This is a genomic window from Variovorax sp. dw_308 (assembly GCF_019207085.1).
Taxonomy (GTDB): Bacteria; Pseudomonadota; Gammaproteobacteria; order Burkholderiales; family Burkholderiaceae_C; genus Variovorax.
Window position 1 is genome coordinate 40,504 of sequence record NZ_JAATOM010000032.1, and the last position, 14,153, is coordinate 54,656.

The following is a 14,153-nucleotide window of genomic DNA, read 5'->3' on the forward strand; positions in this document are numbered from 1 at the left end:
GCACGAGCGCCTGGCGTGACCGAACCGGTTGTTTCCGGAGCTTTCCTCAACGTCCTATTTGCGAGGTCCAGATGACCACCACCACCACATCCACCCAATGCGCCGCGAACCCCACGCCGCCCGCGGCGGGGCGCGCGTCGACGAACAACTGGGACACGGCCTTCGCGCTGAACTTCGCGAACGCCAACAAGGCGATCAAGGCGCAGAAGAGCTCGCCACCCTCCTTTGCCGGCACCAAGGCCGGCGGAGGGTTCAGCGGCCCGGCCATCGCCGTCACCGGCACCTTCGGCGACTGGCAATTGAGCGGCGGCAGCGGCTCGCTCGCCGAACTCACGCTGCCCATCTCGGGCACCGCCACCGCGCAGCAGACGCCACCGGTCGCCCTGCCCTTCAACGGCTCGGCGGTCATCCAGATCTCGCTGCAGTACCTGCCCCAGCCGGGCGCGAGCGCGCCGAGCAGCAATGCCAGCGGCGGCACCACCAACGCTCTCAAGCCCAGCCTGACGACCACCGACCCGGTGACGCAACCGATCGTCTCGATCATCAGCGTCGCCATCAACCCCGAGGCGGCCGACGCCAAGGACGCCATCCAGGACGTGCTGGAGGCCTGGCTGCTGGCCAACCTCGGCAGCTTCAACCACACCTTCGCCGCCATCGACCTCGGCGCCGTCGCCGACAAGGACCAGTTCCAGTGGCTCAATCCGACCACGATCGGCTACGGCATCAACAACCCCGTCGGCGCCAAGCCGGATGACTACGTCTTCGGCGTGCTGGCGATGACCGAGGGCCGGGCCGGCACCAACCTCGGCCACGACATCTCTCCCAACATCATCCCGACCGGATGCAACGCGGGCTTCCTCATCTCGCAGGAGCGCTTCCTCAACAAGATCATGCTGCCCGGTATCGAGAAGCTGTTCCTCAACGCGAGCAACTCCGACTTCAACGTCACCGCCGACGGCTCCACGATCACCAACGTCAACAAGGTGACCTTCCACGACTTCACGAGCGCGAGCAAGTCCGGCGACACGGTGAACATCACCGGCGCGAACCTCGACGTCGGCAAGTTCACGCTGATCGCCAACGTCACGACCATCTCGATCAACTTCACCGACCTCAACTTCCCGTGGAACGGCGGCGACTACACGGTCCACATGGACTACACCGGGGAGTCTGAGCTCTACATGGACACGGCCAAGCACTTCCAGGCGTGCACGGTCGGCAAGCCGAGCCTGGCCGTGACGGTCACGCAGTCCTCGGCGTCCAAGTGGACCAACCTCATCGTGGGCATCGTCGAGGGCATTGCCTTTGCCGTGGTGGGTGCGGCCATCGGCGGCGCCCTCGGCCCCGTTGCCGAGGGCGCTGGCGAAGCCATCGAGGAAGGTGGGGCGAGCGCGGCCGAGGCGGTCGAGGACTCCGGCGACGCGCTGAACTTCAGCGGCGACCTGCCGGCGGACGACGACATCACCAACCTCGATGAGGAAAACGCCGAAGCGGACTCCGACGCTTCCGAGGAAGTGGAGAACGCCGACAACGAGTCCTACAAGTCCAAGTTCGAAGGCTTCTTCCGCCGCAACTGGCGAAAGATCCTCGGCATGGCGATCGGTGGCGCGGTGGGTGCCGCGGCGGCGAAGTTGCCCGACATCCTCGAGGCCTATTCCGAGAACGACCTCGCCAACATGCCCACGCTCGACGAGTTCGTCGACTACTCGGTCGCACCGGTCGCGTGGCCCGGCCAGACCGGCTACACGCTGCAGAACCTCTCGCTCAACGAGTCCCTGCAGATGGGTCTCAACGTCCAGATCTCATCCACCTGAGGAGCCATCATGACAAGCATCAGCACGAACAACTGGGACACCGCATTTGGCACCCGCTTCAAGGACGCCAACGCGGCCATCGTCGCCGCGAAGAGTTCACCGGCGACATTCGCCGGCAGCCACGCCTTGGTCGGCGGGTCGATCGACGTGACCGGCACCTTCGGCGACTGGCAACTCAGTGGCGGCTCCGGCTCGCTGTTGCAGATGACCCTCCCCATCACGGCCGGGACGGTGTCCGGCGGGGGCCAGGCACAGGCGTCGTACGCCGGCAGCGCCGTCATCCAGATCAGCCTGGGCTTCATCCCGCAACCGGGCAACACGATGAACGACCTCAAGCCCGACGCCCATGCACCCGCATCGGTGCTCAGCCTCACGCTTTCCGCCGGGCCCGACTCCGCGAGCGACGCCATCAAGGGCGCCCTCGGTGACTGGCTCAACACCAGCCTCGACCAGTTCAACCATGTCTTTGCCGCGGTCGACCTCAGCACCTCGGTCGACACCGGCGACTTCGCCTGGCTCCAGCCGACCTACCTCGGCTACGCGATCTACACGGAGAACTTCGCGAGCGTGGACGACTACCTGTTCGGCGTGCTCGCCATGACCGAGAACAGGACCGGCTCGCGGCTGTCTCCCGAACTCGACCCGGGGATCATTCCCGCCGGGTCGGACGCGGGCTTCCTCATCTCGCCCACCTGCGTCATGCAGCAGATGTTCGAGCCCCATGTCGCGGACCTGTTCAAGGGCGACACGCCGGCCAGCTTCGACTACCTGGACGCCGGCATGACGCTCTACAACACCACCGTCCTGGGGCTGCCCGACTTCACCCTGTCCGACGGCCACAAGGTCACCGACGCGAGCATCAACGCCGATGGCTTCAGCCTGGCGATCGGGTCGGGCTCGGTGGTCATCGCCTTTACCGGACTCACCTTCACCTACAAGCCGGGCTACACGGTCACGGTCGACTACCGGTCGGTCAACGCGATGGCGACCGACAGCGACGGCCACCTCCAGTTGACGCAGACCGGCGCGCCCACGGTGTCGATGAGCATCTCCGAAAGCTCGGGACAGAAGTGGAAGGAGATCTGGGAGGGCATCGGCATCAGCATTGCCGCGGCCATCGTCGGTGCGGTGATCGGCGGCGTGGCAGAGGCCGGTCTCGCGGCACGGGCCGCGGCCAACGCGATCAGTGCCGGCGTGGACGCCAGCGTGGACGGAACCGTGAGCATCGAGCTCGATCCCGTCGTGGCCGCGCTGAGCCCCCAGGAGCAGTTGCAGGCGGACATCGCCGCCTTGAAGTCGGCCGTCACGCAACTGAAGAACGCGGACGCCGCGGTGGGCTTCGCGGGCTTCTTCCGGGCCAACGCGTTCAAGCTGCTCGGCGCCGCGATCGGCGCGGCCATCGGCGGCAGCGTGGGCAGCATCCCCGCGATCCTCGACGGGTACGCCGATGACGACAGGGACCGGATGCCCACACTCGACGATTTCGCGGCCAATGCGATCGGCAGCACGCAATGGGCCCAGGGAACGAGCTACACGCTCACATCGGCGGCACTGAACACCTCGCTGCAGCTCGGCCTGACGGCGGCGAAGTCCTGACCATGGCTACGCCCGCCTCCACCTACGGCTGGGACATCGTCTTTGCCACGCGCACGAGCGTGGTCAACGCGGGACTGATCGATCCCGGGCCGCAGCCGTTCGACGAGACGGTCGTGCACGGCGGAACGTCGGTGCATGCAGTCGGCAGCACGGGTCGGTGGCAAGTGACCGTCGGAGGCAGCGGCGCACTGGTCAACTTCAGCGTGCCCTGCACCACGCTCACGCTCGGCAACGGAGACAAGACGGTGCAGTTTGCGGACGGGCAGTTCGAGGTACAGGGTCGCCTGGAACTGGCTCCGGCCGTTGGCGGCATTCAGCAGATCGTCATTGCCACCGCGCTGGGTGCGGTGACGGTTCTCGTCGCCAGCTTTCGCCAGCCGGGCTTCGAGGCGTATGCGGCCTACGCGACCTCGGCGTTTCAGCAATGGCTCGACGCGCAGGCGTCGCTGCCGTACGTGCTGGCAACGGTGGCGCTGCGCGGCCCCGGCGCCAGCGGGCTGGGCGCAGCACTGGCGCCCGTCAGCGCCAGCTATGCCTATGCCGATGCGACGGGCGGCGGGGGCGTGCTGGGCGTGCTCGGCACCGTTACCGACCCAGCGACATCCGGCACGCAACTGCTGCAGGAGGTGTCGCCTGACGCCGTCACGGCGACCGACACAGCGCTCCTCGTCAGCGCCGCAGTGCTTCAGCAACTTGTGGACGGTGCTGCGTCCGCCGTCAAGCTCCCGGGCACTCCGGGGTCCGCCTGCACGGTGCACGACACCGTCTCGTTCAACGTCGTCACGAAGGGCACTGCATGAACGCCGCCGCCACCTCCGCACCGACCGCAAGCCCGAGCCCGAGCCCGAGCCCAAGCCCAAGCCCAAGCCCAAGCCCAAGCCCTGCACCAGCCGCCGGCCCCGGACTGATGGCCGACACCTACGGCTGGGACACCGTCTTCGCCATCCGCGCGGACGACGTCAACGCCGCCATCAAGACCCTCGCGACGTCCCCCAAGACCTTCAGCGCCTCCACCATCGATCCGCACACGCAGGCCACCATCCAGGTGAGCGGCACCTTCTCGGACTGGGCAATCACGCTGGGCGGCAGCGGCAAGCTGCTCCACATGAGCACGCCGGTCACGTCCCTGGTCGCCGCCGGGACCGTGAATGGCCAGCCGGTGAGCTTCACCTACGGCGCGGGCAGCTTCGAGATCGAGGTCGAACTCGAGTACGTGCCGCACACCGACCCGCCTCCTCCCGGCGCAACGGGCACCTTCCACAAGCTCATCGTCAAGGCCACCCCGCCTGTGCCGCAGCAGCAGGTCGTCACCGTCCTCGGAGGCTACGATTTCGACAACAGCACCGACCCTCAGCACCTGCCCTTCGCGTCCGTCTCCGACGACGTCATCGCGGCGATGCAGACCTGGTTCAACGCCAACCTCGGCGACTTCGAGCACGTCTTCGCCACCGTCAACCTGGGCCGCGACGCGGACCAGGGCCAGTTCGCCTGGCTGCTTCCGACGTACTCCAGCTACGCCTACATCGATGGCGCAACGCTCGACACGAGCATCCTCGGCATCCTCTGCATGACCGGCGGCCGGGACGGCTCAGGCCTGGACCAGGAGGTGTCTCCCAACGCCATCCCGGCCGGTTCGCGGGCCGGCTTTCTCATCGCGCCGGAGCGCTTCGTCAACGAGATGCTGTGGCCGTCGATGCCGCTCGTGTACGCCGGTGCTTCGACGACCGACTTTGCGCCGCGCAGCGACGGCACCGGCCTGACCCTCGCCTCCGGTCCGGTATCCATCAAGGACATGGTGGATTCCAGCGGCTCGTCGCATACGACCGTGCTGCAGAACTTCGAGCTGTCCACCGCCGATGCCACGCTGACGATCGATGCCACGACACAGACCGAGGTCTCGCCCGGCATCCAGGCCTATACGCACAACGTTGCGTCGTACACGATGGCGCTGCATCAGGCGAGTCCGACGGTGCAGACGATCTACTACGTCCAGTCCGGTAAGGTGACGGTCGAGCACTGGACCCAGGAGAGCGAGGGCGTGAAGCTCACCAAGATCTTCGAGGGCATCGCGGCGGCGCTCATCACCATCGCCGTCGGACTCCTCACCGACGGGGCCGGCTTCGTCATCGCCGCCGTCGTGATGGGTGTGCTCGCGGGCGTGGCCGCCAAAGTGCCGGACATCATTGCCGATGCCAACACCGACGCCGCTCCGTCGGTCAGCCTGCTCACCTTCAATGCGGTCGACCCGCTGCAATGGAGCGACCAGAAGGACTTCACGCTGGACCAGGTTGCGTTGAATTACTCGCTGCAGATGGGCGGGACGCCGCACTTTGGTGGGGGCGCGTGAAATCGAAGGCCTCCTTCGCCGGGCCGTTCCCGGTCAAAGCGACATGCAAATCAGGCGTGCAAGTACGGATACTTTGCCGCTGGCGCAAGGTCGAGCAGATGTTCGACCGGAACTTCCGCCACCAATCGCCACTGGTGAACCGCGTTGCTCCCCGGCGGGTATTTGTCGCTATGCATCACGGGGTTGAAAACAAGGCCGTCGGGATATTTTGCCGTCAGCTCGTACTCCACCTCCTCGCTCAATGGCAGGCGCTTGAAGCGATAGATACGGCAACCATTGCGCAAAGAGGCGCGCTCCAGCCCAGCAATCTTCAATGGCGTCGGGAGATTTTTCGATCAAGCAGAGTTCCCTGCTCGACCTTCGAAATCAGCCTCGCACATTTTTCAAACTCGGCTTCAGGGACGCGAGGCCGCTGACCCTCTACTGGTGAAATTTCCGGCTAGTCGTACACGATCTCTACGCGGCGGTTTAGCGTTCGCCCTTCAGGATTGTCCTTGCCCGAAATGCGATTGGGAGCAACGGGATGGGTCTTTCCGAAGCCTGAAATCTGAAAGTTTTTGGCGCCGAAGACCTTCGCATTGACCAACCAATCTCGTACTGCCGAAGCGCGACGAATTGACAGGGCTTGGTTATAGGCGTCTGTCCCTTCGGCGTCAGTGTACCCGCAGATGCGGACATTTGCAGTCGTTCGCATATTGAGCAGCGCCTCAATCTCAGTTAACGCCGCAATTGCTGTGGGCTTGAGCGCGTACCGATCAAAGTCAAAAAGTACTTCGCTCGGTGCAATAATACGTTTCGGCATTTTTGGAACGTTTGTCCACTTGACAATTCGAGGCGCAATGGGAGGATCTTCAAATGGCAGCAACATTGATGCGAGTCCTACTGGGCTGCCGACGCCATAGCTGATAGTTGCAATCCCGTTGCCGAATACTGCGCCCGGAAGCATTATCGCGACCCCCGTCATTTTCACCTGAGCCAACAAGGGAGATTGATACGCGGCGTCTGTCCACAATGTGAGTATTGTCAGGCCATACCCGAATAGTACGCCGGCATTTACGGAAGTCACGCGCGCTCCAACTCCGTCGAAATCTGAAAATCGGACCATGGCCGTCGTTCGAAAGTTAGTGTAGTCCGGGGGAGCGGCACTTGCTGTTGGTATGGGCGTGGCGCTCATTCCGGCGACCACGGCGTGTAATCGATGCGCCCGGCCGGAAACTCTGTTGACCAGATCGAAGGGGTACCAGTTGATGACAGATCCAATTGATCCCAGGCCGGCAATTGCCCATTCGGACGATCGCTGCAAGTCTTTTGAGTCCATGAAGTGCTCCTCTTATATGGCGGTACCGAGGGAGGCCGCTCATGCGGCGATTTCAAGATCACCCTCTTATCTAAAGGAACTGTGGATTGGGACGGTGTGTTTGCCAGCGCTCCGCGCGATTCGCCTTTGCCTCTTTGGACCACTAGCCGGGAGGCGCTGCAGCCAGACAGCAATGCCGTACGGGTTTAGTACATCTGAACCACGGCCGCCTCGATTTATGCCGCTCCTGCTTATCGGCGTCCGCATGGGTCTGTACGGCAGCCTCCTGGTGCGCGCGTATAGGCGCGATCACGACGCCGAATGGCCGCAATTCCAGAGCGGTTGGGAGGTGCTTCTGTTCTACCTTCGTCCAGGTCAAAAATCCGAGCACCCATTGCGCTTGCCGTCACTCACGCAACTCAGCAAATTGGGTCGCGAACGCACGCGCGTCCATTCGGCGCCCAGCACGTCGCCTTGCTGCGTGCGGTCCCCGTCGAGCGACCCTGTCGCAAAGCAGATCGGCGGCGGGCCGAGGTTGCGATCGAAGGTGTAGGTGTTGGTGTCTTCCCGCACCACGTCCGGTGGGGCCGGTGGCGCGAGGTCCAGCACCAGCGAGCCCGGGATGAAGTTGATCGCGTAGCCCTCGTCGGACGTGAACTTGCCGTTGATGGCATAGCGTCCCGCCGGGCTGCCAGGGGTGGCCGGCGTGGACAGTCCGCCCTTTACCCCGACACCCGTGTCGCCGAGGATCAGACCGGTCTCGCCATAGGTCATCGCCGGGAAAGTCTGGCCCGCGAATGTCCGCAGGTCGCCAGCAGTCAATGTGAGGACGGGCTGCTGCGTGTAGATGAAGTGATCGTCGTTGCTCGATACGACCACGCTGCACGCGCCCCCGTAGCTGCAGTGGTAGAAGTTGGGCAGGCGCCCCGAGCCGGCCAGTCCGCCGCGCGTCTCGCCTTCCCAGGTTTGAGCCCACACCCGCCACGTGCCCCCGGTGATGGCGCTGCCGCTGATGTTCTGCAAACGTCCGGCCGTGACGAGGTCGGCCGAGGTCGCGCTGTTGACCATGCCCGCGAGCGTCATGTCCCCATCGAAGTTGCGCACGCGCACCGTGTCGGCCGACACACCGGCGACGGTCAGCGGACCCGCATTGGCAAAGTCGAAGCGGCCTGCGGCACTGCCGGCCAAGATGCCTACTTGGTTCGCAGGGTTGTCGAGCAGCACGTCGCCGGTGTCGGAGCTGGCCTGCAACGAGCCGGCCACGATGCCCTGCGGCGGCGGCGCAGGCGCGAGCAACGACCTGTCGGCCTTCCCGGTCTTGCCGTCTCCTGCGGTGGCCTTGCCGAGACCTTCGCTGTCCGAGGCTTGAGTGACGCTGCCACCGGCGTGCAGGCCCGCGGCGCCTGTCGCGGTGACGTTTCCAGCCAGCGTCAGGTCGCCGTGCATCGCGTTGACGTTCAGGTCTGTGGCGGTCAGTCCGCTGCCCGACATGGACTGCTGCGCGTCCGCGACGTTGACCGCGCCGACGGTCAGCGCACCGGCATTCGTGAAGTCGAAGCGGCCAGCGGCGCCGCCGGCAACGGCGCTCGTACTGACGCCCGCCGAGTTCAGGCTCACGTCGCCGCCGCGCGCGGTAGCCAGCAAGCCATTCGTCACGGCCAGCGTGCCTGTCGATGACTGCGCGATGCCGTTGCCATCGATCGCGAGATCCGTCGCGCTCACCGGCGCATTCAATGCGAGATTGCCGATGCCGCCAGCTTGCAGGATGGCCGTGCTGGCAGAGCTGACGCCGGCATTGACGTCCAGGTCGCCTGCGCCAGTGCGAACGCGCACCGCATTGCCCGTCACGCCGCTGCCGGTCTCGAGCAGCGGCGGCACGGCCGGGCCAGCCCGAAGCACTACGGGGGGCTGCGCCAGCACGCTGACCGGGCCGATCGCCAGCGAGTCGGCGTCGGTGTAGTCGAAGCGCCCCGCTGCGCTGCCGGCAAGCGCAGCGGCGTGATTGACACCTGCGCTCAGGTTCACATCCCCTGTGGTCGAGCGCACCAGCAGGCCTCCTGCAGTGATGCCACCTGCCGCCGTCTGGCTGATGCTGCCATTGGCCAGCAACGCCAGGTTGGCAGGATCGGTCGCGGCGTTGAGGCTGAGGTTGCCGGCGCTGCTCTGGAGCACGGCGTTGGTCCTGGCCGTGACGGCCTGGTCGACCGAGAAATCGCCCGTGAGCGCACGCACGCGCAGCGCGTCGGCGGTGATCCCATTCGCCGATGTCGGCTGCTGCGTGTCGGCCACGGTCACCGCGCCGATGCTCAGCGAACCGGTGTTGTCGAAGTCGAAGCGGCCCGTCGCACCGCCCGCGACCGTCCCGACCTTGTTGACCGCCGTCGTCAATGCAACGTCGCCATTGCGTGCATTGGCGATCAATCCACTGCCGACCGACAGGCTCCCCGTCGTCGCCTGGTCGATGCTGGCTGCATCCAGCGCAAGGTTGCTGGCACTCACCGATGCGTTCAATGCGAGATTGCCGAAGCCGCCGGCTTGCAGGATGGCCGTGCTGGCAGACGTGACGGCGACATTGACATCCAGATCGCCTCCGCTGGTACGAACGCGCACCGCGTTGCCCGTCACGCCGCTGCCGGTTTCGAGCAACGGCGCGGCTGGGCCAGCCCGGAGTACGGCAAGTTGTGCCAGCACGCTGACCGGGCCGATCGCCAGCGAGTCGGCGTCGGTGTAGTCGAAGCGCCCCGCTGCGCTGCCGGCAAGCGTGTCGGCGTGATTGACGCCGGCGCTCAGATTCACATCGCCTGTGGTCGAGCGCACCAGCAGACCGCCTGCAGTGATGCCACCTGCCGCCGTCTGGCTGATGCTGCCATTGGCCAGCAACGCCAGGTTGGCAGGATCGGTCACGGCGTGGAGGCTCAGGTTGCCGGCGCTGCTCTGGAGCACGGCATTGGTCCTGGCGATGACGGCCTGATCGACCGAGAAGTCGCCCGTGAGCGCACGCACGCGCAGCGCGTCGGCGGTGATCCCATTCGCCGATGTCGGCTGCTGCGTGTCGGCGACAGTCACGGCGCCGATGCTCAGCGAACCGGTGTTGTCGAAGTCGAAGCGGCCCGTCGCACCGCCCGCGACCGTCCCGACCTTGTTCACCGCCGTGGTCAATGCAACATCGCCATTGCGCGAATTGGCGATCAGGCCACTGCCAACCGACAGCGTCCCCGTCGTCGCCTGGCCAATGCTGGCCGCATCCAGCGCAAGGCTGTTGGCACTCACCGGTGCGTTCAATGCGAGGCTGCCTGAGCCACCTGCTTGAAGAATGCCTGTCGCGGTGGCGGTGACATCGGAATCGACGCTCAACGCGCCATCGACGGTACGCACCCGCACGGCGTTGGCCGCCAGGCCATCGGCCGAGAAGAACTGCTGCTGCGGCCCCGGGCCGACGATCGAGAGTTCCGTTGTCGTGTCGGTGCCGCGTCGCACCAGCACGCCGACCTGGTCGATCGACAGCGGGTCGGCGTTGGTGAAGTCGAAACGCCCGCCCGCGACGCCGCCCACCGCATCGACGTGGTTCGTTGCCGCGCTGAGGTTTACGTCGCCCGTGGTCGCTTCTGCCACCAGGACGTTGGCCGTGATGCCGGCCGCGCTCGCCTGATTGATGTTCCCGAGCGCCGCCAATCCCACACCGGGCGCATCGACCGGCGCGTTCAGGTTCAGGTCGCCCGTGGAGGCGACGAGCAACGCGCTGGTGCCGCCGGTAACGGCTTGGTCGACGGCGAGACCGCTCCCCTGTGCCAGTACATCGACGATGTCCGCGCGGATCCCGTTGCCGACGATGGTCTGCTGTGGATCGCTGCTGGCCACCCTGCCGATCGTGACGGCGGCCGCGCCGGAGAAGTCGAAGCGATCGGTTGCGCTCCCGGCGATGGTGTTGACCTTGTTGGTGGCGGCGTTGAGCGTCACGCTGCCGTTCTGGGCGACGGCCAGCACGCGATCGGCCGTGATGCCGCCGGCCGCAAACTGGGCGATGCTGCCCGCGGCCAGCAACGACACGTCGTTGGCCACAACGGGAGCACTGAGCGCCACGCCGGCTCCGCTGCTGCGTACGACAGCGGCGCCACCGGCGGTCACGCCCGCAATCTGCGTGAGCGTGCCGTCGGCAAGCGCGTAGCCGACCGTGCCGACGTTCAATGGGCCGGTGTTGGTGAATTCGAAGTTTGCCGCCACGTTGGCTGCCAGCGTGTTCACTGCATTGCCGGGGTTCGTCAGTACCACGTTGTTGGCAGCGCGAAGAAGGGCCGGCGCGAAGACTGCGAGACTGCCTGCAGTGATGCTCCCCGTTTGCGTGATGGTGCCGCCAGCCCCTCCGATCAGTGCGAGCGATCCGACACCAAGGTTCATGTTGCCATCCACCTGAAGGCTGCCGAACGGACCGGTCTGCAAGGTGAGATTCTGTGGCGTTTGCGTTTGCAATGTGATCGGGCCGACGACCCGGACGCCTGTTACTCCTGGATTCGCTCCGTCTTGAGAGCCAAATGAGATGGTCGGTGCGGTCAGCAGGTCCAACTCGCCTTGCGAGACGACGAAGGTATCGGTGCGATCTGGACCCCCAAGCGTGATGAATCCGTCCGGCACCTTGCGCCGCAAGTTGATGGCGCCGGTGTCGCTGTGAACCGGTGCGCCGATGTCGATCGCGTCAACAGTCGACCCCGACTGCGCGGTAAGGGTGATATTGCCTGACCGTGTCGTCACCGCCGCGGGTGTTGTGCCTTCCTCCCTTGGGCTGAGGGCTATACCTGAGACCGGTGTCGAGTCCGAAGTCACCGTTCCAGCGATGGCGACGTTGCCGGTTCTCGTGGTGATGGTGCTGCTATTCTCGATCCGGACGCCGCCGATGCCGACAGCGTTCGCATCAGCGGGCGTAACGCCTGTCCCACTGATGTTGACAGTGCCAGAGTCCGTCTTGATTGCGAAGTTGCTCAGGTCGACGCCGTATTCGCTCGAAGCAGGGACAGGGGCAGGAAGAAAAGCAAGGATGACGAACTGAGGGTTTTCGTGTGTTCCCGTGCCATCCAGAAGGACCGGTCCACCTGTAGTTGTGATCCCAGCGCCACCTGTCAGCGTAATGCCCGACGTGTTGGTCGAAGTACCCTTCATGGTGACCGATCCGAGGTTGGTCTCGATGTTGCCATCCGTCATCGCAATGCCTGGGCCGTTCGATGAATTGCCCGTCATCTGAACGTATCCCCCGTCCGTCCCACTGTTGGAAATGGTCGAAATCTTGCCGCCCGTGATCGCGATGCCTTCGCTGCGAGGTGATGTGGCCGTCATCAGGACGTGACCGCCGTTGGTCGAAATGCTTCCATCGAAACTGATCGAGCCGGCAACAGGCGGAGTTGACGGCGCGGGCGGACCGTTCGCAGTCATCTCGACATTCATCGGCCCGGCGCCCACGGACTGGATCACCACGCCCGCTGGTACGACGATGGCACTGTCGGCCATCAAAGTCAGCGTGCTCGACCCCGGTGCCGCGTAGGTGATATTCGCGTTGGCATCGAACGTGATCTGCCCTGCTGCGGCGCTGCTCTTGTCCGCGGTGATTGTCATGGTGCCGTTTGTGCCAAGGCCGTCGACGATTGTCTGGGTGTAGAAAGGACAACCAAGGGGACCACACACAGGCGCGGAGGCAGGCGCCTGGCCATTAACGATCTCAATGTCGCCCGGGTCTAAGTACCATTCGCCCCATGTCCCCTTGGGCGCCCGAGTATCAACACGCAAGCCCGCAACGTCGACTTTTCCTCCGGAAGTTTCGATGAACCCGCCGTTTCCACCGTTGGCGCCGCCACGCGCAGTGAGCTTCCCATAGGCACGCAAGCTGCCTTCCCCAAACACCCCCACCTTGCCCCCATCGCCCTTGTCCATCGCATCACTACGCATGCTCGAAGTCGCCAGCACCACCGCCGCATCGCTCGCATGCACCCGGATGCTCCCTCCTCCGGCGCTGCCGCTCGCATCGATCAGCGCGCCCTCATCCACCAGCACCCGTCCGCCATCGACACTGACGCTCCCGCCCTTCAGCCCCGCCTGCGCGCCGGTCGCATCGAGCGTGCCGGCCACACGCACATCGTTGCCGCTGCCGCCGCCCAGGATGATCTCGCCGTTGCGCTCGACCAGCGAGTGCGCCTGCACGGTACCCTGCTGATTCACCACCCACTGCGACGGCGTGCTGCCCACGGCCAGCATGGCCACACGTCCACCGTCGGCGGTGAGCGTGGCGCCCGCCGCGTTCTCTGCTGAAGCGTGGGTCGCCTTCACGTCGGTCGACACACGAAAGGTGGTGAGTCCGTCGCCTGCGAAATCGATCGCGACCTGCCGGCCCGACACCAGGCCGATGGTGCCGCTGGCCACGTTGATGTCGCCCTCGTTGCGCACTGTCTCGCCCATCAGTGCCACGGTGCCGCCCTTGCTCGCATGGATGCTGCCCGCATTCACGACACTCGCATGGTTGCCATCGGCGCGCTCGAACACCAGTTGCTTGCCCGCCATGAAGTTGTCATTGCCGATGTCGAGCGTGGAGGCGATGAGGCCGCCCGTGTTGACGACCGATCCCTTGCTGAACAGCACCCCGTTCGGGTTGACCAGGAACACCTGCCCGTTGGCATTGAGGCGTCCCGCGATGGTCGACGCATCGGGCCCAACCACGCGATTGAGCAGCACACTCGCCGGCCCAGGCTGCGCAATGTTGACGATGCCGCCCGCGCCGATGGAAAAGCTGTTCCATTGCGCCATCGCACGAGCGGTGGTCTGGGAGAGGTTCATCGTGCCGGCACCCGGCTGGCTCATGGTGACGCCGCCTCCGATCGCCTTGAAGCCGGTGGGCAGCGTCTGCGCAAACGCGGGCACGAGCCCCGCGGCCAGCAGGCAGACGACAAGCGGTCGCAGCCTGACCAGACTGGCATCGCAACCGCGGCGGAGCGCATCGAGGCGAGTGGTCATGGGATGCCTGCCTTTCGGTGAGGGTCAGAAACTCTTCTGCGCCTGCACGAAGAGCCGCGGGTTGTGCCCGCCGCCGTCGGTGATGGCGGGCGGCGTGCCGTCGCGCCAT

Annotated in this window: 7 protein-coding genes; 4 read left to right on the top strand and 3 right to left on the bottom strand. The window is 65.4% G+C overall.

The window, feature by feature from the left end; translation table 11 throughout:
- Window positions 1-71 precede the first annotated feature (71 nt).
- The 4 genes from HCU76_RS33045 to HCU76_RS33060 all read left to right on the top strand — a co-directional run bounded on the left by HCU76_RS33045 (window position 72) and on the right by HCU76_RS33060 (window position 5,757).
- Complete coding sequence (locus HCU76_RS33045; protein WP_218511633.1) at window positions 72-1,814, top strand: TULIP family P47-like protein; 1,743 nt, start codon at window positions 72-74, stop codon at window positions 1,812-1,814.
- Window positions 1,815-1,823: 9 nt separating this feature from the next.
- Entirely contained in the window at window positions 1,824-3,410 is a 1,587-nt protein-coding gene (locus tag HCU76_RS33050; protein ID WP_218511634.1) for a TULIP family P47-like protein, read from the top strand.
- 2 nt (window positions 3,411-3,412) lie between these two features.
- Complete coding sequence (locus tag HCU76_RS33055; RefSeq protein WP_218511635.1) at window positions 3,413-4,210, top strand: TULIP family P47-like protein; 798 nt, start codon at window positions 3,413-3,415, stop codon at window positions 4,208-4,210.
- A gap of 107 nt (window positions 4,211-4,317) precedes the next feature.
- Complete coding sequence (locus tag HCU76_RS33060) at window positions 4,318-5,757, top strand: TULIP family P47-like protein (RefSeq protein ID WP_218511636.1); 1,440 nt, start codon at window positions 4,318-4,320, stop codon at window positions 5,755-5,757.
- A gap of 50 nt (window positions 5,758-5,807) precedes the next feature.
- Here the strand turns inward: HCU76_RS33060 and HCU76_RS33065 are convergent, their stop codons facing one another.
- The 3 genes from HCU76_RS33065 to HCU76_RS33075 all read right to left on the bottom strand — a co-directional run bounded on the left by HCU76_RS33065 (window position 5,808) and on the right by HCU76_RS33075 (window position 14,044).
- Window positions 5,808-6,071 carry a hypothetical protein gene (locus HCU76_RS33065; protein ID WP_218511637.1) on the bottom strand — a complete coding sequence of 88 codons (264 nt, stop codon included), beginning with the start codon at window positions 6,069-6,071 and terminating at the stop codon, window positions 5,808-5,810.
- A gap of 125 nt (window positions 6,072-6,196) precedes the next feature.
- Window positions 6,197-7,075 carry an OmpA family protein gene (locus HCU76_RS33070; RefSeq protein ID WP_218511638.1) on the bottom strand — a complete coding sequence of 293 codons (879 nt, stop codon included), beginning with the start codon at window positions 7,073-7,075 and terminating at the stop codon, window positions 6,197-6,199.
- Between the two features lie 354 nt (window positions 7,076-7,429).
- Window positions 7,430-14,044 carry a filamentous hemagglutinin N-terminal domain-containing protein gene (locus HCU76_RS33075; protein WP_218511639.1) on the bottom strand — a complete coding sequence of 2,205 codons (6,615 nt, stop codon included), beginning with the start codon at window positions 14,042-14,044 and terminating at the stop codon, window positions 7,430-7,432.
- Window positions 14,045-14,153 lie beyond the last annotated feature (109 nt).

Excerpts from the sequence above, each read along its gene's own strand:
- HCU76_RS33075 (WP_218511639.1), bottom strand. The coding sequence starts at position 14,044 with ATGACCACTCGCCTCGATGCGCTCCGCCGCGGTTGCGATGCCAGTCTG.
- HCU76_RS33070 (WP_218511638.1), bottom strand. The coding sequence starts at position 7,075 with ATGGACTCAAAAGACTTGCAGCGATCGTCCGAATGGGCAATTGCCGGC.
- HCU76_RS33055 (WP_218511635.1), top strand. The coding sequence starts at position 3,413 with ATGGCTACGCCCGCCTCCACCTACGGCTGGGACATCGTCTTTGCCACG.
- HCU76_RS33050 (WP_218511634.1), top strand. The coding sequence starts at position 1,824 with ATGACAAGCATCAGCACGAACAACTGGGACACCGCATTTGGCACCCGC.
- HCU76_RS33045 (WP_218511633.1), top strand. The coding sequence starts at position 72 with ATGACCACCACCACCACATCCACCCAATGCGCCGCGAACCCCACGCCG.
- HCU76_RS33060 (WP_218511636.1), top strand. The coding sequence starts at position 4,318 with ATGGCCGACACCTACGGCTGGGACACCGTCTTCGCCATCCGCGCGGAC.